Origin of the sequence: Streptomyces sp. NPDC014864, assembly GCF_043081525.1 — a bacterium.
GTDB lineage: Bacteria > Actinomycetota > Actinomycetes > Streptomycetales > Streptomycetaceae > Streptomyces.
The window spans coordinates 116,185-134,869 of sequence record NZ_JBIBWT010000013.1 but is presented as its reverse complement, the minus strand read 5'-3'; the positions used below and the strand labels follow the sequence as shown (position 1 = coordinate 134,869).

The window sequence follows — 18,685 nt, the reverse complement described above, 5'->3', positions numbered from 1 at the left end:
TGACGCAGGCCGGGGAAGGCCACGGGCCCACCCGGCCCGACCGGGCGGGCTCCCGCTCCGCTCAGTCGCGCCCGCGCACCGCGCGCGGTCCGGTCACCTCGGCGCCCAGCGCCGTCACCCGGCGCCGCAGCTCCCGGTCCGCCGTGACGACCAGGACGGCGCGGTCGCCGGCCTGCTCGACCAGCTCGACCACGCGGTCGTCACCGCTGCCGGACGCCGCCTCGACCCGCACCCCCGGCACCGGCTCCACGCCGCGCGCCGCGCCCTCCACCACGAGGACGATCTCGGCCGGCCCGGACAGCTCCGGCACACCCGCCGCCGCCAGCCGGTCCCGCAGCCGCTCCGCCGCACCCTTGCGATCCCGCCACCACCCGTCGGGCACCGACCCGACGACATTCGCACCGTCGACGATCACGAGCGGGGGAGTGGTGTCGGTGTCCTCAGCCATGGCTCCAGCGTCGCACGGATTTCACGCAGCAGATATCTGCTGCACAATGACCTGCCGTGCCTGCCATGATCGGCTTCATGGGCACGGACATCCATGGATTCATCGAGGTCAGGAACAGCTGTGTCGACAGCTCCGAACCCGATGACGATGAGCTGTTCTTCCGCTGGCACCCGGCGATCGCTCTGGAGCATGTCTATGACGGCCGGTCCTATGCAGCCTTCGGCTGCCTCTTCGGCGTCCGGGTGCGGTCCTTCGAGCCGCTTGCAGCGCAGCGCGGCTTCCCGCACGACGCCTCGCACGCCGTCACGCGGGCCTTCGAGCGGGAACGGGACGACTCGCACAGCCCGTCGTGGATCAGCTGGGCCGAATGGGAGGAGGCCGACTGGGACAGCATGGAGTCGATTACGGGGTCGTCCGCGCCCGGTGGTCGGCTCACCCGGCGCCAGGCCGTGAGTGACGACGACTGGGGTGACGTCCGGGCGGTGATGGGCGTACTTGCCAAGCGGCACGGGGCCGAGAACGTCCGTCTGGTGGTCTGGTTCGACAACTAGCTAGGGCCGGCCCGGCGGGAAGAGAATCCACTTTCACCAGCCTCGGTGGCCCCGAGCGGGCGCATGCACCTACTCAGGACTCTCGCGCCCAGCGGGCCGTCACCGTGTCCACCGCCGTCACCGCCCGCCCGTCCGCCGACCACCCTCGCGTCATCGACGGGATGCGCACCTGCTCACGGCTCGCGCGCCCAGCGCGCAGTGACCGTGTTCACGGCTGTCACCGCGCGCTCCATCCGGGACTCGTCGTCGCGTACCGCGTGGGCGAACTCGACGTGCAGGAAGGGGAGATCCTCACTGTCGGCCCGGCCGCCCTGCACGTTCTCGTGGCCCTCCAGCGGGCAGGAGCGGGCCCAGGCCCGGCACACCGCGAATTTCTTCGCGCGCAGCGCGGCCGCGAGCCGGCGGCCGTCGTCGCGGCCCGCCGACCCCCTGCCGGTGGAGGCGACGACGTCGTAGCCGGGCGCGGAGTCGTCGGCGAAGCCGTGCACCTGGATGCCGGGCAGCCGGCGCCGGGCCAGCTCGTCGCACACCGCGTCGAAGACGGTGTCCCGGCGGTGCGCCACGTCCGCCGCGTCCCCGCGTCCGGCTTTGCGATGTGCTCCCGCAATGACGAGGATGCCGCCCGGGGAGCCGCGCAGGACGCCGACGCCGAGCTGCTCCGTGCCCTGGTCGGCGACCGGGTGCGGGACCTGGACCGACCAGCGCGCGCGGTGGTCGAGGTCGACGTACATCCGGCCCCAGCCTCGCGGTGCCACGGCGTCGTCGGTGCGGTCGGCGATCTCGGCGTAGCGGTGTCCGGAGACCCGGTCGACCAGGGTGCGAACGGTGAAGTCCAGTTGCGAGAGCTGCTGTTGCGCCTGGACGCGACGGCCGTCGAGGAGCTGCCCGACCGCTTCGGCGACCCGGGTGCGATCGTCCCGGGTGGGCGGCCGGTAGCCGCGGTCCGGGCCGAACCGGCTCGTGTAGTCCGCGACCACACGGGCCAGGTCGACGCCGTCCGCGCGGCCGTCCGCGCGGTCGCCGCCGGTCGCCCGCGGGCCGTGGGAGGCGCGGAGCACGACGGTCGCCGTACCGGCCAGACCGGCGATGACCAGCAGAATTGTTGCGATCGTTATGATGCGTGAGCTGTTGGCTCTCATGGTTGTATCAAGATATCCCGGTGACCAGACGCCGTAGCCGCACCCTGCTGACCCTGTTGATGCCCCTCCCGCTCGTCGCCGCCGTCGCGGGCTGCGGCCTCGTTTCCGGCGACGGGGACGACGAGGGCGGGGGACGCACCTTCACCGTCGCCGCCGCCGGGGACATCCTGATGCATCCCGAGCTCGTCGACCAGGCGCGCAAGGACGCCGAGCGGACGGGCAAGGGCGTGGCCGGGCTGGACTTCGGACCCATGATGGCCGGCATCAAGCCGGTGATCAGCAGGGCGGACCTGGCGATCTGCCACTACGAGCCGGTGATGGGCAAGCCGAACGGCCCCTTCGAGGGCTTCCCGGACTTCCAGGTGCCGCCGCAGACCGCGAAGACGGTCAAGGACCTCGGCTACGACACCTGCTCCACCGCCTCCAACCACACCCTCGACCACGGATACGAGGGCGTGAAGCGGACCCTGGACGCTCTGGACGCCGCCGGGGTCAAGCACACGGGCTCCTTCCGGACGGAGAAGGACGCGCTCACTCCGCTGATCATGGACGTCAAGGGCGTCAAGGTCGCGCAGATATCCTTCGCCTACGGGTTCAACGAGCCCCACCGGTTGCCGAAGGACAAGCCCTGGCTGGCCAACCAGCAGGACCTCGGCCGGATCAAGGCCGCCGAGCAGCGGGCCCGCAAGGGCGGCGCCGAGGTGGTGATCCTCTCCCTGCACTGGGGCCGCGAGCACTACCCGAACCCCTCCTCCTCGCAGCTCACCTTCGCCCGGCAGATCGCCCAGGAGACCGGGATCAACCTGGTCATCGGGCACCACGCGCACGTCGTCCAGCCCATGGAGAAGGTCGACGGCACCTGGATCGCCTACGGCCTCGGCAACCAGATCGCCCGGCACGAGGTGCCGACCGGCCTGACCGAGGAGGGCGTGATCGCCTGGTTCACCTTCACCGAGCGCGGCAGGGGCACCTGGGACGTCCAGCCCCGCTTCGAGCCGACGCTGCTGGAGATCCCGCCGGATGCCGAGAACACCGGGAGCGGCGGCACCACCACGGCCACGGACGACGACGCGCGCGACTACCGGCTGCTCGACGTGCCCGCCGCGCTCCGGGACGACCACGACCTCACGGGCCGTCAGCGGGCCCGGCTGCGCCTGGCCTTCGAGCGCACCGAAGGCACCCTGCTGAACCGGGGAGCGGCCCAGGACGGGCTGAAGCCGCTGACGCCGATATCCGAATAGCGACGGCTTCTGCCCGGTCCTGACCGGGCGAAACGCCGATGTTGCACAGATCACGTTGCGCTTACTGCAACCTCACCCGGTCCTTACTTGTCTGGATTCCGGGTGCACCAGTCCCACCGGTGTGCCCGGACCCCGTCCAGCCCACGCTTCACCCTGCTTCCCGTGCGGGATCGACCGCCCGCACGAGCCTGAGAGGACCGTCCCTTGGCGTCTCCGCCCCCGGCGCGGCAGCACCGAGCCCGCCGACGAGCCGACATGTCGCTGATCGGCGGAATCCGCCCACCGATCGCGGTCCTGTCGGTCCTCCTGCTGTCGCTCGCCGGCATCACGGCACTCGTGCTGGGCCGCGCCGACAACGCCGGTGTGCCGAAGGCGGTGCTCACGTCCCAGCAGCACTTCGCCGAGGACGGCGCCATCGCGCTGCGGGCCTCCATCGACGAGTCCGTGACCGACGTGACCCGGTCCGCCGCGCTGTTCAGCGCCGGCCGGCCGGTCTCCGGCGACGCCGTCCTCGACAAGCTCGGCAGCACGTACCAGAAGTGGATGGGCACCGCCGTCGTCGAGATCGAGAGCGGCAAGCTGGTCGCCGCCCGCGGCGAGACCGTGCCGCTGACCTCGGTGGACACCTCGGCCCTGGGCGACGAGGGCGGACTCGCCCCCCGTATGGTCAAGTTGAGGAACGGCGAGGTGCGCCTGCTGTCCTTCGCGCTGCTGTCCTGGCCGGGCAAGCCGCAGTTGCTGCTCGTGGCCTCCAACAACCTGAAGTTCCCGGGCATCAGCCTCGGTCAGTTCCGCTCGATCGCGGTCGTGGACCGCAGCGGCTCCATCCTCAGCAGCGACGGCATCGCCGAGCCGGAGCAGGTGCGCACCAGCCTCGACCGCCAGGAGATCACCGCCTCCCGCAAGCAGCTCAAGGACTTCGCCCGGAGCGCGGCCCGCGAGGCCCGGCAGGACCCGCGCAGCAGCAAGACGCCCGGTACCGGCGGCTACCAGGGCGTCAGCGGCAGCCTGCTCGGCGGGCGCATGCTGAGTGAGCAGTCCGTCGCCGGCTACGCCACGCTGGCCTCTCCCGAGCCCGGCGAGATCACCACCGCCTCCGGACTCGGCCTGTCCGTGGTGGCCATGGTCAAGGTCGCCGAGGACCCCACCCGTCCCACCTCGCCCGTCTTCGGCCTGCTGGCCGGCGGCGCGCTGCTCCTCGTCGGCGGCATCGCGGTCGGCGTGCTGGTGGGCACCGTGCAGCGCCCGCTGATCCGGCTGTTCCTGGAGTCCCGCCGACTCACCCGCGGCGACCTGACCCGGCCCGTCACCGTCCCCGGCTACGGCGAGGCGCACCGCATCGGCGGCGCCCTGGAACGCCTGCGGCGGCAGCTGATGGGCGAGAGGGCCGACGCCACCGGCGCCCCGGCGCGTCCGCGCGGGCCGCGCCGGGTGGGCACCCGGGCCCTGCTCGTGGCCTGCGCGGTGCTGCTGCTGGCCTGGTCGGCGCCGCTGATGCTGCTGCTCAACCGCGCCGACAGCACGGCCGTCGTTCCGCAGCAGCTCGTCAACGACCAGCGCGAGCGCACCGACACCCTCAGCGACCGGGTGCGCCGCGCGCTCAACGAGGGCGAGGTCGACCTCCAGTCGGTCGCGTCCCTCATCGGCAACCGCACCGAGCCCGCCGCCATGGACGCGGTGCTGGAGCGCACCGTCCACGAGAACCAGCGCTACCGGTCGCTCTACGTCGTCGACGCCTCCGGCGAGGTCCTGGCCCGGCAGGGCAAGGAACCCCGCGTGGTCAGGTCCGAGCGCGCCGCCGAGACCTCGATCCGGCTGCTGGGCCACGGCGGCAAGGAGCCCGTCGTCGTGGGCACCGCCGAGATCCCGGGGCGGGACGGCGCCGCGCTGGTCGGCGAGTTCCGGGCGGAGTTCCTCAACGCGCTGCTGAAGCGGCCGGGCCTCGGCGTGGTCCGTCTCGTCGACGACAAGAGCGAGGTCATCGCCGGCAACACCGGCTTCCTCGCCTTCGACTCGCTGCCCGACGAGCATCTGGAGGACCTCGTCGCGGCCACCGGCCAGACGCTCGGCAGGAAGGCCCGCGCGGGCGGGGTGCTCTACCGCCACGGCGGCGTGCGGATCGCCGCCGCCGCGCCCTTCGCGGGCAGCGGCCCGGCCGAGTCGCTCGGCTGGAGCGTGGTCAGCTGGCAGCCCGCCGACCGGCTCGCCATCCCCGAGTACGACACCCAGAACCGCACCGTGCTGGCCGGTCTGCTCGGCGCCGCCGCGGCCGCCGCCTGCCTCGGCTGGCTGCACATCGTGGTGGCCCGGCCGCTGCGTGCGCTGGCCGACCGGGCCGAGGCCCTGGCCGGCGGCGACCGCAAGACCGTGCTCTTCCCGCAGCACCACGACGAGGTCGGGGCGGTCACCCGCTCCCTGGAACTCGTCCGCCAGCAGCTCCAGGACCAGCGCCGGCAGCAGCCGCAGCGCGGCACTCCCCAGCGCGCCGGCGGCGCGCAGGACCCGTCCCCGTACGGGCCACACGACCCCCACGGCCCGCAGGACCAGCAGTACGTAAGGAACTGATCACCGGTGCTCTTCCTCTACACCGTGCTGCTGGTGTGCTGCGCGATTCTGCTCGTGGCGGGCATCGTGGAGCAGCGGCGGCACTTCACCAACCTGGACAACATCCCGACCCGGGTGCTGGTCAACGGCATCCGCGGCAAGTCCTCCATCACCCGGCTCTGCGCGGGCGCCCTGCGCGGCGGCGGTCTGGCCACGGTCGCCAAGACCACCGGCACCGCGGCCCGGTTCATCCACCCGGACGCCACCGAGGAGCCGGTCTACCGCAAGTTCGGCATCGCCAACGTCGTCGAGCAGATCGGCATCGTGCGCCGGGCTGCCGCGTACAACCCGGACGCGCTGGTCATCGAGTGCATGGCGGTGATGCCGGCCCTGCAGGAGATCAACCAGTCCAAGCTGATCCGCTCCACCATCGGCGTGCTCTGCAACGTCCGTGAGGACCACCTCGCGGAGATGGGCCCCACCCTGGACGACGTGGCCCGCTCGCTGTGCCGGTCCATGCCGGAGGACGGCATCTGCGTCACCGCGGAGAAGGATCGTTTCCACATCCTCCAGGAGGAGGCGGACGCGCGGAACTGCGAGCTGATCTACGCCGACCCCGAGACGGTCAGCGACGAGGAGCTGCGCGGCTTCAGCTGGTTCACCTTCAAGGAGAACGTCGCCATCGCGCTCGCCGTCGCCGAACTGCTCGGCGTCGAGCGCGAGACGGCCCTGCAGGGCATGTACGACGCCCCGCCGGACCCCGGCGTGCTCTCCGTCGAGCGCTACCTCACCCACGACGACAAGAAGCTGCGCTTCGCCAACGTCTTCGCGGCCAACGACCCCGAGTCGACGCTGATGAACATCAACCAGCTCCTCGACCTCGGCGCCATCCACCGCCCGCTCAACGTGGTCATCAACTGCCGCCCCGACCGCGTCGAGCGCAACGGCCAGATGGGCGAGATCATCCCCGACCTCGACCCCGAGCAGGTCTTCGTCATCGGCCACCCGGCCAAGTCCGCCATCGACGCCATCCCGGCCGAGTACCGCGGCCGGGCCGTCGACCTCGGCGGCGACCGCCGCGACCCCGAGGAGTTCATGGCCGAACTGCTCGGCCGGCTCGGCCCGGACTCCTCCCTGGTCGCCATCGGCAACATCCACGGCCAGGGCGAGGTGCTCCTGGAGCATCTCGCCGAACTCCCCGCCGACGACAGCCCGGACGACTCGCCCACCGCGCCCACGGCCCCGGCCGGGCGCACGGAGCCGGCCCGTCATCCCGAGCACGTCGAGACGATGCAGCTCTACGCGCCGCGCATCGACCCCTATCAGCCCTACTCGGAGGCGTACGAGTCGCGGTACGCGCAGGTCCGTCAGGCCCCGGAGATCCCCCAGCAGCGCGAGGCCTCTCACCCGTACCAGGAGCCCGCGGTCCAGGGAGCCCACGCCCGGCCGCACCCCCAGGGCGCCTGGCCGCAGCACCAGCACCAGGGCCCGCCCCAGGTCCCGAGCTCGCCCCAGCACCAGGCGCAGCGCGAGAACCAGGACCTGCCCCAGCACCAGGGCGGTCACCAGTCCCAGGCGCAGCACCAGGGCCAGAACCCGCCCCAGGACCGCTCGCGGGGCCTGTTCGAACCCCGCGTCCGGCCCCCGCACCCCGCAGACGACCACCAGCAGTGGCACAGCCCAGGAGAGCACCGTTGATCCCCTCCGTCCTCACCCCCGAGATCGCCGCGATCGGCATCGGCCTGGGCCTGATGTTCTCGTTGATGTGCTACCTGACGACCAACCTGTCGCCGGGCGGCATGATCACGCCGGGCTGGCTCGCGCTGACCCTGATCGAGGACCTGCAGCGGGCGGCGCTGGTTGTCGGGGTGACCGTACTGACGTACGTCACCACGCTGCTGCTGCAGAAGTTCGTGATCCTCTACGGCAAGCGGCTGTTCGCGGCCGTGGTGCTCACCGGCGTGCTCATCCAGGCCACGGTGATCATCGTGCTGCAGATGGAGTTCCCGCTGCTGTACGCCAACCAGACGCTCGGCTTCATCGTCCCCGGTCTGATCGGCTACCAGCTGGTGCGTCAGCCGAAGGGCGCGACGCTGCTGTCCACCGGTTCGGTCACCCTCGCCACCTACGTGGTCCTGACCGCCGGCATCCTCCTCGGCGCCCTGCCGTCCGCCTGAACCCGCCCGTCCTACCGCACACCTGGAGCCCACACCATGCCGAAGCGCAAAGGCCGGCCCGTCGTCCACGCGGCGACGGTGCTGGCGCTGCTCGCGGGCAGCGCGTACTTCACCTACGAGCTGCGCAAGGACGAACAGGCGAAGGTCCCGGCCGCGCAGACGGTCACCGACAACGCGGCCCTGAAGAACTCGGGCGGCAGGGCCACCGGCAAGCAGAGCTGGGAGCGCCTGAACAACCCGGCGCGCTCGGTGCTGCGGGACGCCGGGGGAGCGGTCGTCGCCACCTTCACCGACGGAGCCCGCACCGCCACCCTGAAGGGCCCCTCGCGCACCTTCGCCGAACCGGCCGCCACCACCTCGCGCGTCGTGACCGACGACTGGGTCCGACTCATGCCCGAGCCCTGGACCAAGGGCGCCGAGAAGGAGCAGTGGTTCAAGGACTGGTTCAAGGAGTACTACGGCAGCCAGGAGGACGACATCTTCGCGATCGCCTTCCAGTACGTGCAGGGCGCGCCGGTCAAGAAGAACTCCTCGGGCGTCCCGTACGCCGGTGACGCGGTGTTCGGCCCGTTCAAGGCGGACGGCGTGGACCGCCTGGAGCAGAACGACTTCTACGACTACCTCGGCATCCCGTACACCTTCCGCAACGGCACCACCCTGTACCCGCGCAAGGAGCGCTACCGGGCGCTGGACTGCTCCGGCTTCATGCGGATGGTCTGGGGCTACCGCGCCCGCTATCCGCTGATGGCGTCCAACGCCCTCGGCGACGGGCTGCCCCGCACCGCCGACGGCATGGCCCGCTCCAAGGCCGGCGTCGACATCATCAAGCTCCAGGGCCCGTCCCCCTGGTACGTCCGCCCGGCGAACATCGACGTCCTCCAGCCCGGCGACCTGCTGTTCTTCAAAATGGACCACCGCACCGGCAACCACATCGACCACGTCGGCCTCTACCTGGGCCTGGACTCCGAGGGCCACCGCGTCTTCGTCTCCAGCCGCAAGGAGGTCAACGGCCCCACGATGGGCGACAAGGGCGGGGCGTCCCGCATCGACGGCGACGGCTTCTACGCCGGCCTTTTCCGCAGCGCCAAGCGGCTGTGAGCGGACCGCAACCGTCACCGTGAGCGGGCGGAGCCGCGGCCCCGCGCCCGCCCGTACCCGCTCGCAGTGACGACCGCCCCCCTTCCCACCCGCCGCAAGGGCGAGCCGGGGCGCGCTCCGCGGGCACGGCAGGAGGCCTGCGGAGGGTTTTCGCCCCTCAGGACGCCGTGGCGCCGTGGGCGGGCGACTTCCGCGCCGACTCGGGAACGGGCCGGTCCTTGCGCAGGGCCTGCCACAGCACGTCGGACTGAGGCTGCGCGGCCACCACGCGGTTGGGGTCCCGGACGTCGTACTTCACCGGCAGCATGATGGTGTCCAAGGTGGCCGGGTCGATGCCGTTGAGGCTGCGGCCGAACTCCGCCAGCCTGCTGAGGGAGGCGAGGTCGGAGTCGGTGGTGAGCGCCTGGGTGAGGCTGTCGGCGATCTCGTAGGTCTTGGCGGGGCTGCCCAGCAGGTCCTGCTTCTTGATCTCGGAGAGGAGCGCGGTCAGGAACTTCTGCTGCAGGGTGATGCGGCCCAGGTCGCTGCCGTCGCCGTAGCCGTAGCGGGTCCGCACGAACTTCAGCGACTGGGTCCCGTCGAGCCGGTGGGTGCCCGCCCCGAGCCGCAGACCGCCCTTGCGGCCGTCGATCGGCTCGTCGAGGGTGACGGTCACCCCGCCTATCGCGTCCACCAGTTCCTTGAAGCCGGCGAAGTCGATCTCGACGTAGTGGTCCATGCGGATCCCGGACATCTTCTCCACCGTCTTCACCGTGCAGGCCGGACCGGCCAGTGAGTAGACGGAGTTGAACATGACGCGCTTCGCCGGGGGCAGCGTCCTGCCGTCGGAGGTGGCGCACTCGGGGCGGGTCACCAGGGTGTCGCGCGGGATGCTGACCGCGACGGCCCTGCTGCGGCCCTCGGGTATGTGGATCACCAGGGCGGTGTCGGAGCGCGCTCCGGACACCCTGCCCGCGTCCAGCGCCGCGTTCGCCCCGGCCCGCGAGTCGGAGCCCAGCACCAGGAGGTTCTGACCCGACGTCGGCAGCTTCTGCGGCCGGTCGTCGCCGATGGCCCGGTCGAGGTCCACGCCCTTGATGTTGGAGTCGAGATCGCGGTAGAGCCAGTAGGCGGTGCCGCCGGTGGCGAGCAGCAGCACGAGGGCGCCGAGGGCGATCCGGCGCCACACCCGCCGGCGCCGGCGCGGCGACCCGCCCTCCGTGCCGTCCGCCGCTGCGTCCTCGTCCCTGGGTCTGTCGGTGTCCGTCTCCGCGGGGGCCTGCGTCATGCCTCGGTCCTCTCTGTCACTCGTTCTGTCACTCGCCGGCTCGCTGTCTTGGTCCGTACGTGGGGCAGGGGCACGAGTGGGGGGAGACCGGGCCCGCACGACGCCGAGCGCCGCGCTGAGCTCGAACTATAGACCGAATGTGGGGCCCTGTACGGGTTGTGGGCGTAATCCACCGCTCGCCGGGGTTCCGGCTGCCCGTCACATCGGAGCGCGATCTCGCCTGCGCGTGCGTGTAGTTGACAGTAATGTGAACGACCAGTGATGATGCCGTGTACATATGAAGCTTAAACTATTGTCGTGAAGGTAATGGTGTCGGCACCGTCGCCGGCACGTGATACGCGGTCGCCCATTTCGAGCCGGGGGCACGGGGGCGCGTGACCGCCGTTGCCCACCAGGCCTCGACCGGTGGGAAATAAGGGGGAGGCTGTGTTCCTGCGTGCGTCGGCCCGGGGGGAGGGCGGCGGCATGACAGCCGCATCCGTGGACGGGGCGGAAGTCAGGTGAGCCTGCACAATCCCGAGGCGAGCGCGCTCGTGTCGGGCTATCGCTCTCTGGTGCCCGTAGGGGCTCGGCGTCAGATCGTCCGGCGGGTGCCCCGCCCGCTGCGGACCGCGGTGATGCGTTCGTTGACCGTCGCCGACGCCGCGCGATCCGCCCTGGTCGTCCGGGCGCTCGACGACCGGCGCCGCGACGGCGCCGGACACGCCTCCACCGGGCCGATCCGGGTCGTGCGCGTCGACGGCAGGCACCGCCGGGCCGTCGAGGTGCCCGGGATCACCGCCTGGGCCGCTCGGGCGCGGAACCTGCACATCCTGGTGGCACTGCTGGAAGAGGCCGGCATCGACCACTTCTGCGTGCGCGGCACCGCGTCGGTGAATCCCTGCGTGGCCGTACCGGAGCGCCTGCGGACCGACGTGGAGGAGGTCCTGCGGATCGTCTGCGAGCACAATCCCGCCTACGTCGGCAGCGCCTTCCGCGGCCAGATGCGGCCGGGCGCCTCGGCGGCGACCTGGCGTGCCCTGCGGGCGCAACGCGTCCTGCGCCTCGCGTGGAACGTCTGCGACCCCACCGGCAACCTGGTCTTCGGCCGGGAATCCGGCTGTGACATCGAGTTCTGGACCGAGCGGGAGGGGTGGCTCGTCGCGCCCCGCCCGAACCGCGTGGTGAGCGAGGTCCCGGTGGGCGCGGGCCGCTGCTGGGCCCAGCAGAAACGGTTCAGTGAGGTGCCGGTCATGTACACCACCGGCCAGGCCCGCACGCTGCCGGAGTTCGTCGCCGCCCTGCCCGACGACCATCCCTTCCCGATCGACGTGGTGTACACCTGGGTGGACGACTCCGACCCGCGATGGCGCGCCCGCAAGGAGGCGACACAGCGGGTGCTGGAGCGGGGCACCGGTGAGCACGCCCTGCACGAGCAGGCGGCGAACGACTCCCGCTACACCAGCCGCGACGAACTGCGGTACTCGCTGCGGTCGATCCACCAGTACGCGCCCTGGGTCCGCACGATCTTCCTGGTCACCGCAGGGCATGTGCCGTCCTGGCTCGACACCGACTTCCCCGGGATCAGAGTGGTCGACCACCGCGAGATCTTCTCGGACCCGGACGCGCTTCCGACGTTCAACTCCCATGCCATCGAGAGTCAGTTGCACCACATCCCGGAGCTCTCCGAGCACTTCCTCTACCTGAACGACGACGTCTTCCTCGGCCGCCCCGTGCAGCCCGGGACGTTCTTCCACCCCAACGGGCTGTCCAAGTCCTTCCGTTCGAACGCGCTGATCCCGTCGGGCCGCGCCGACTCCGCCGACCTGCCGGTCAACGCCGCGGGCAAGAACAGCCGGGGGCTCATCGCCCAGCAGTTCGGCACCGTCATCTCCCAGAAGATGAAGCACACCCCGCACGCGCTGCGCCGCAGCGTCCTGACGGAGATCGAGCAGGTCTACGCCCACTCGCACCGGACCACCCAGCACTCCCGCTTCCGCTCGCCGCACGACGTCCCGATCGTCTCCTCGCTGTACCACTACTACGCGTACCACTCGGCGCGGGCGACGGTCGGGGACATCCGGTACGCGTACGTCGATCTGGCGGACGACCTGGCCCAGCGCCGGCTCGACGGGCTGCTGGCCCGGCGCAACTACGACACCTTCTGCATGAACGACACCGTGCCGGCCGCCGACCCCGTGGCCCAGGACCGTATGGTCGCGAACTTCCTGGACGCCTACTTCCCGGTGCCCGGCCCCTACGAGCGCCCCACCGGCATCCGCGCACCGCGGACCGCGCCGGTCGCGGAGTTGGGCGGCGTCCGCGCATGACCACTTCTACGTCCGGCCCTGCCACCGGGTCCGGCAGGGCCGGCAACGAACGGCGCGGACCGCGCGCCCTCCTGAGCGCGCTGCGCCTCCGGCTGATGCTGCGCGTGTTCGTGCCGCTGCGGAAGAACCGCACCGCACGACTCCGTTACTCGGCCGTCCTCGACGGCCAGACGGTGAACCTGCACGCCGTGCTGCCCCCCTCCGTCCCGCTTCCCGACCGCTCGGAGGTCGTGCTCCGCCGGCGCCGCGAACGGCATCACGTCCCGGCGCAGGTGTACCGGGGCCCGCGCGGTGAACTCCTCATGGACGCCGCGATCCTGATGGGAGCGGAGGTCGGCGGCGTGCCCGCCGGGGCCGGAAGGTGGAAGCTCCGGCTGCGGACGTACACGGGGCGCCGGTCGCGGTCCCTCGCGCTGCTGCTCCTGGAACCGCAGGTTCCCTACGAGGGCCCCACCAAGCCCATGGCGGCCTCCCCGGTCACCGGCGCACGCCACCGCGTCGGCCGCACCGTCACGGGCACGGCCCGGATCGTCAGCTCGGCCCCGCGGCCGGCCGTCGAGGTGTCCAAGGTGCACATGGCGCACTCCGGGGTCACCGTGGACTTCCGGGTCCTGGGCACAGCGGCGCACGCGCCATGGGTCGAGTTCGTCGCCGCCGGGCGCCGGATCCGGCAGCCCGCCCACGTGCTGGGCCAGGACGCCTTCCGGACCGTGGTCCCGCTGGACCGGATGGAGCCGCGGTCCTCCAGGCCGGAGCACTGGGACGTCGTGCTGTGCCAGGAGGCCGGGCCGTCGCTACGGCTGGGCCGGCGCCTGCACGACGTCCGCAACCCGCGGCGGGTCTTCGCGATGCGCAGCATGGCCATGGCCCCGATCGGCCGCACCCCGATGATCGTCCAACCGCGCTACACCCCCGCAGGGAACCTCCGTGTCACCTGTACGCGCATGCCCGAGGCAGACTGAACCCGAGAAGTGAAGATCACATTCCTGCTGACCACGGCGGACGCCGTCGGCGGCACCGAGCGGGCCGTCTTCAACCAGGCGTCCGAACTCGCCGCCCGGCACGAGGTCCGCGTACTCAGCGTTTTCAAGAGCAAGCCCGCGCAGTTCTTCGCGCCCGACGAGCGAGTGCGGGTCGAGTACCTGGTCGACCTCACCGGCGACGCTCCCCGGCCGCTGCGCCCCAGCACCGTGGGCGACGCGGTGTGGTCCGGCCTGGCCGGCCGGCCGAGCGAGATCGTCGACCGGTCCTGGGAGTCGGCGTTCAGCCGGCTCACCGACCTCGAGCTCGAACTCGCCCTCCAGGAGACCGACACCGACGTCCTGGTCACCACGACTCCCGCGCTGATGGCGCTGGCGGTCCGGCTCGCCCCCGCGCGGGTGATCACCGTCCACCAGGAGCACCGGGTCTCCGAACTGCGCGGCACGAGCGGTGAACCGCTGCTGCGGTACGCCTCCCGGCTGGACGCGCTGGCCGTACTGAGCGAGCGGACCCGGGAGTGGTTCGCCGAGACCCTCCAGGAGGCCGCTCCCCGTCTCGCGGTGGTGCCGAACGCCCTGCCGAGCGGCTTCCGGCCCCGGTCGACCCTCGAGACCCGCACCGTCGTCATCGCCGGGCGGCTGGTCGCGGAGAAGCAGATCGACCACGCCCTCACCGCCTGGGCCAAGGTGGCACCCCGCCACCCCGACTGGCAGCTGCGCGTGTTCGGGGACGGACCGCTCAGCGGCGCCCTGCGCCGGCAGATGGACATGCTCGGACTGCACGACTGCGTGCAGCTCAACGGCAACTCGCCCCATCTCGCGGAGGAGTGGGCCAAGGCCAGTGTCGCCCTGCTCACCTCGCGCAACGAGGCCTTCGGGCTGGTGCTCGCGGAGGCGCAGGCGGCGGGCGTCCCCGTCGTCTCCTACGACGCGCCCAACGGCCCGCGCGAAGTGGTGATCGACGGGCAGACCGGCGTTCTGGTGCCTCCCGGCGACATCGACGCCCTGACCTCCGCACTGCTGCTGCTGATCGAGGACGCGGAACTGCGCCACCGGATGGGCGCCGCGGCGCTCGCCGCCGCCGGCCGCTTCTCGCCCGCGGTGGTGACCTCCCACTGGGAGCGGATGTTCCACGAGCTCGTGGCGGAGCGCGACAGCGGGCGCCGCGACGCGGTGAAGGCGGAACGACGGGCGGTGCACGCCCACCTCAGCGGCCCCGGCGGCAGCGTGCCGGCCGCCGCGCCCGCCCCTCCCGGCTCGGTCCGCTCCCGCGGCCAGCGTGCGCTGGAGCAGCGCCTGCTGGCGAGGCGCGAGCTGGTCCACGACGGCGGTCAGGTGTGCCGGCTGATGGAGTGGGAGTCGCCGTGGGACGTGGTCCAGGCGAACCTCGCGCTGGCCGCGGGAGCCCTGGAGGGCGCGGGCATCCCGTACCTGGTCGTACGCGACCACATGGTGCGGCACTCGGTCGCCGTCCACGGTGTGTACCGCGAGGCCGTCTTCAAGGCGCTCGCCGACCGCTACGCGGACGAGGCCGTCTACGCCTCCGTCCTCAACGAGGGACAGAAGACGGTCGCCACCGTTCTCGCCGGCCTGGTCGGCGACTACTCCGGCACCCCGTCCTCGGGCATCCGCGTCCACCAGAGCGTCGTGTCCCCGTCGCGGACCCTGCGCCTCGGCGCGATCTACGGCTGCACCATCACCTTCTGGGACGACGAACCGGACGACGAGGACCACCTCAGGGCCCCGGTCCGCACGCTGATCGGCGACCGGGTCCCGCACAGCGCCATGCGGCGCAGCACGATCACCCTGGGCGATCGCCGCTACCCCACGATCGTGGCCTTCGGACAGGTGCTCCACGGCGACGTCGACTTTCCCGTGGACGCGGTCTACACCTGGGTGAACGGCGCCGACGTGGCCTGGCTGGAGCGGAAGAACGAGTTCCTCGCCGCCCGGGGGATGGAGACCCAGGACGCGGCCACGAGCGCGGCCCGCTTCCGCGACCGGGACGAACTGCGCTACTCCCTGCGCTCGATCGACATGTACGCCCCGTGGATCCGGAACATCTACATCGTCACCGACCGACAGGTCCCGACCTGGCTGGACCAGTCCCATCCACGGGTGCGGGTCGTCGACCACACGGAGATCTTCGGCGACCGCGGGGCGCTGCCGACGTACAACTCGCACGCCATCGAGAGCCAGTTGCACCACATCGAGGGGCTCGCCGAGCACTTCCTCTACTTCAACGACGACGTCTTCCTCGGACGCACGGTCCAGCCCGGCATGTTCTTCCTCGGCAACGGACAGGCGAAGCACTTCATGTCGCCCACGTCCGTGGCGATGTCCCCGCCGTCCCACGAGGACGAGTTCAACATCAGTGCCGCGAAGAACAACCGGGCCCTGATCGAGCGGTCCTTCGGGCAGACGCTGGTGCACTCGTTCCTGCACGCGCCCCACCCGCTGCGGCGCAGCGTGCTCGCCGACATCGAGCGCGAGTACGGGCCGGCGATGAAGGCCACCGCGCGCAACCAGCTGCGCAGCCACAGCGACGTCTCGGTCGCCTCGTCGCTGCACCACTACTACGGCTTCCACACCTCGCGCAGCGCACCCGGCAGCATCTCCTGCGGATTCGTCAACGTCGGACTGGCCGAGCACGGGCCGCGGCTCAACCGGATCCTGACGGCGCGTCCCCACGACGTGTTCTGCCTCAACGACTTCCACGACGGCGATGTACCGGAGGAGGAGCAGGACGCGATCCTCGCGGCGTTCCTGCCGAGCTACTTCCCGGTCGCGAGCCAGTTCGAGACGGGGTCCCTGCGCAACCGGCGCGCCCACTCCGGCTATCTGCCCGGATGGCCGCTGTGACCCACTCCGACCCGGCCGACGGGAGAAAACCCAGCGTGTCCAGCCCCGCCTCCGTGCTGCAGATCGTGGCGCACCCCGACGACGACCTGTACTTCATGAACCCGGCGACGTTCCAGGCGATCAAGGCGGGCACACCCACCACGACGGTCTATCTGACCAGCGGCGACGCCTACGGACGCAACCCGCGCCCCTGGCAGGTGTCGCCGCCCGCCGAGGACCGCGAGGCCTACGGGAAGGCGCGGCAGAACGGCATCAGGGCCGCGTACGGTGCCATGGCGCTCGGCGACCGCACGGCCGCCTGGACGCCCTCCACCCTGGCCACCGCGGGCGGCGCCGTCGCCGAGGTCTACTCCCTGGCCGAGGCGCCCTGGGTGAGGCTGGTCTTCCTCAACATCCGGCAGCACGGCACCCCCGAGGGCCCGCCGCGCAGCCTGCACGTGCTCTGGCAGGAGGAGGCCGAGCGGGTCCCCACCCTGCGGGTGAGCGGCGGACTGGTCGACGAGCAGTACTGGTACACGCGTTCCGGGCTGGTGGACACGCTGGTCCAGATCCTCGGCCTCGTCCGGCCGACCCTGGTGCGCACCATGGACCCGGACCCGGACCGGCTCGTCCACGACGAACGGTTCCCGCAGCACCACGACTTCGGCGATCTGGCGGACCACAGCGACCACACCGCGGCCGGCCTCTTCTCGTGGGTCGCGCTGGACCGCTACCGGGGCCCCGGCGAGGACCGCACGTTCGTGGTGGAGGCCTTCCGCGGCTACTCCAACGAACGGTGGCCGCACTCACTGGGTCCGCGGGCCGTCTCGCTCAAGGAGTACTTCCTCAACGTCTACGGTGCGGCGGACGGGTACGACTGCGGCGATCCGGCCGGCAGCGGCGACTACGCGGTCGGCCTGAGCGCACGCGGCACGGGATGGGTGCAGAGCACCACCCCGCGCGATCCGGGCGGGATCCGGCTCGGGCGCGACGCGCGGGGCCGTCTGACGGCGTTCGCCGTGGTCGACCAGCAGGCAGCGGCGTGGCTGGAGACGCAGCCGGGCAGCGACCGGTGGCGCGGACCGTTCTTCCTCGGCGGCGGGCCGCTCTCACCGGGACTGGCGGTGAGCCTGACGCCGGACGGCCGCTGGCAGCTCTTCGCAAGGCGCATGTCGCACCTGGGCCCGGACCACACGCACCGGCGGGAGATCGTCCTGCTCGAACAGGCCCAGCCGGACGGGGCGTTCACCGGCTGGGTCATCCTCGGCAACCCCTCCGCGGGGATCCCCGAGCGGGACCGGCACCTCGGTGCTCCGGCCGTCACCCGTGACGCCATGGGACGGCTGCACCTCTTCGTGCGCAACGGCGGACAGGGCCTGCACACCCGGGTCCGGGAGACGGACGGCACCTGGAGCCGATGGACCGACCTGCGCGGCCACGAACTGCAGGAGGGCATCACGGCCCTGACCGCGCCGAACGGAAGGGCGGAGGTCTTCGCCGCCAGCCGGGAAGGGGTCTTCCACTGGGCACAGAGCTCCCACCTCGAGCCGCTGAAACGCGCCCCCCGCTTCCGGCTCACGGTCCCGGCCTCACCCGCCGCGGCCGTCGTGCAGCCGGACGGCCGGGTCATGACCGTCTACCGGCAGCCCGACACGGGACGGCTGCTCATGGCCGAGGAGGACACGCGGGGCGGCCGATGGGCCAGGCCGGCCGTGTCGATCGGCGGACGGGGCGGCTTCGGCGCGGTCTGCTGTGCCCCGGGGGACGACCCGGAGACCGGGACGCTGGTGGCCACCCGCAGCGATCTGGGCGGCATCGCCTACCGCTTCCTGCCCGGCGACCACCCCTGGCAGGAACTGCCCACCGACGACCTCGGCGGTCTGTCGGCGTATGCCCCCGCCGCGGCCTTCGACGTGTTCGGGCGCGCCGTGATCGCGGTGCTGGGTGCGGACGGCCGTCCGGCCGTCGCCCGCCAGGCCGGCCGCGGCTCGGTCGGGTTCGGCCCGTGGCAGGCCCTGGGCTGAGAGGCCGTACCGCGAACGGCACGGGGCCCCCGCCGCGCGGCGGGGGCCCCGTGCCGTTCGGGCGAC

The 18,685-nt window shown here is 71.9% G+C and carries 13 protein-coding genes; 10 read left to right on the top strand and 3 right to left on the bottom strand.

Features of this window, described 5'->3' with window-relative positions; translation table 11 throughout:
- Positions 1 to 61: 61 nt before the first annotated feature.
- Positions 62 to 448, bottom strand: a complete 387-nt coding sequence (locus tag ACF1A5_RS23470) for an NTP pyrophosphohydrolase (protein WP_392194815.1) — start codon at positions 446 to 448, stop codon at positions 62 to 64.
- A gap of 65 nt (positions 449 to 513) precedes the next feature.
- On the opposite strand from ACF1A5_RS23470, the gene ACF1A5_RS23465 reads away from it, so the two are divergent.
- A complete protein-coding gene (locus ACF1A5_RS23465) occupies positions 514 to 999 on the top strand; it encodes a hypothetical protein (RefSeq protein ID WP_392194893.1) in 486 nt (161 codons plus the stop codon).
- Positions 1,000 to 1,172: 173 nt separating this feature from the next.
- On the opposite strand, the gene ACF1A5_RS23460 is transcribed toward ACF1A5_RS23465, so the two are convergent.
- Positions 1,173 to 2,138: a hypothetical protein gene (locus ACF1A5_RS23460; RefSeq protein WP_392194814.1), complete on the bottom strand. Its 966-nt coding sequence runs from the start codon at positions 2,136 to 2,138 to the stop codon at positions 1,173 to 1,175.
- A gap of 59 nt (positions 2,139 to 2,197) precedes the next feature.
- On the opposite strand from ACF1A5_RS23460, the gene ACF1A5_RS23455 reads away from it, so the two are divergent.
- The 5 genes from ACF1A5_RS23455 to ACF1A5_RS23435 all read left to right on the top strand — a co-directional run bounded on the left by ACF1A5_RS23455 (position 2,198) and on the right by ACF1A5_RS23435 (position 9,198).
- Positions 2,198 to 3,379 (top strand): CapA family protein, encoded by a 1,182-nt coding sequence (locus tag ACF1A5_RS23455; RefSeq protein ID WP_392194892.1) that lies wholly within the window; start codon positions 2,198 to 2,200, stop codon positions 3,377 to 3,379.
- A gap of 255 nt (positions 3,380 to 3,634) precedes the next feature.
- Entirely contained in the window at positions 3,635 to 5,944 is a 2,310-nt protein-coding gene (locus ACF1A5_RS23450) for a HAMP domain-containing protein (protein WP_392194813.1), read from the top strand.
- 6 nt (positions 5,945 to 5,950) lie between these two features.
- On the top strand, positions 5,951 to 7,621 hold the full coding sequence (pgsB, locus tag ACF1A5_RS23445; protein WP_392194812.1) for a poly-gamma-glutamate synthase PgsB: 1,671 nt from the start codon (positions 5,951 to 5,953) through the stop codon (positions 7,619 to 7,621).
- Positions 7,618 to 8,100 (top strand): poly-gamma-glutamate biosynthesis protein PgsC/CapC, encoded by a 483-nt coding sequence (locus ACF1A5_RS23440; RefSeq protein ID WP_356184245.1) that lies wholly within the window; start codon positions 7,618 to 7,620, stop codon positions 8,098 to 8,100. The genes pgsB and ACF1A5_RS23440 overlap by 4 nt, the downstream gene beginning before the upstream one ends.
- A 36-nt stretch (positions 8,101 to 8,136) precedes the next feature.
- Positions 8,137 to 9,198, top strand: coding sequence for a C40 family peptidase (locus tag ACF1A5_RS23435; protein WP_392194811.1), 1,062 nt, complete (start codon positions 8,137 to 8,139; stop codon positions 9,196 to 9,198).
- Positions 9,199 to 9,355: 157 nt separating this feature from the next.
- Here the strand turns inward: ACF1A5_RS23435 and ACF1A5_RS23430 are convergent, their stop codons facing one another.
- Positions 9,356 to 10,465 carry an LCP family protein gene (locus tag ACF1A5_RS23430; protein ID WP_392194810.1) on the bottom strand — a complete coding sequence of 370 codons (1,110 nt, stop codon included), beginning with the start codon at positions 10,463 to 10,465 and terminating at the stop codon, positions 9,356 to 9,358.
- A 617-nt stretch (positions 10,466 to 11,082) separates the two neighbouring features.
- Here ACF1A5_RS23430 and ACF1A5_RS23425 point away from each other — a divergent pair.
- The 4 genes from ACF1A5_RS23425 to ACF1A5_RS23410 are packed head-to-tail and all read left to right on the top strand — an operon-like array spanning position 11,083 to position 18,619.
- The gene (locus tag ACF1A5_RS23425; RefSeq protein WP_392194809.1) at positions 11,083 to 12,774 is read left to right on the top strand and encodes a stealth family protein; all 1,692 of its coding nucleotides are present in this window, start codon (positions 11,083 to 11,085) and stop codon (positions 12,772 to 12,774) included.
- Positions 12,771 to 13,736 (top strand): hypothetical protein, encoded by a 966-nt coding sequence (locus ACF1A5_RS23420; protein WP_392194808.1) that lies wholly within the window; start codon positions 12,771 to 12,773, stop codon positions 13,734 to 13,736. Before ACF1A5_RS23425 ends, ACF1A5_RS23420 begins: the two co-directional genes overlap by 4 nt.
- A gap of 9 nt (positions 13,737 to 13,745) precedes the next feature.
- Positions 13,746 to 16,616 carry a stealth conserved region 3 domain-containing protein gene (locus ACF1A5_RS23415; RefSeq protein ID WP_392194807.1) on the top strand — a complete coding sequence of 957 codons (2,871 nt, stop codon included), beginning with the start codon at positions 13,746 to 13,748 and terminating at the stop codon, positions 16,614 to 16,616.
- A 35-nt stretch (positions 16,617 to 16,651) separates the two neighbouring features.
- Complete coding sequence (locus tag ACF1A5_RS23410) at positions 16,652 to 18,619, top strand: PIG-L family deacetylase (RefSeq protein WP_392194806.1); 1,968 nt, start codon at positions 16,652 to 16,654, stop codon at positions 18,617 to 18,619.
- Positions 18,620 to 18,685: the final 66 nt, after the last annotated feature.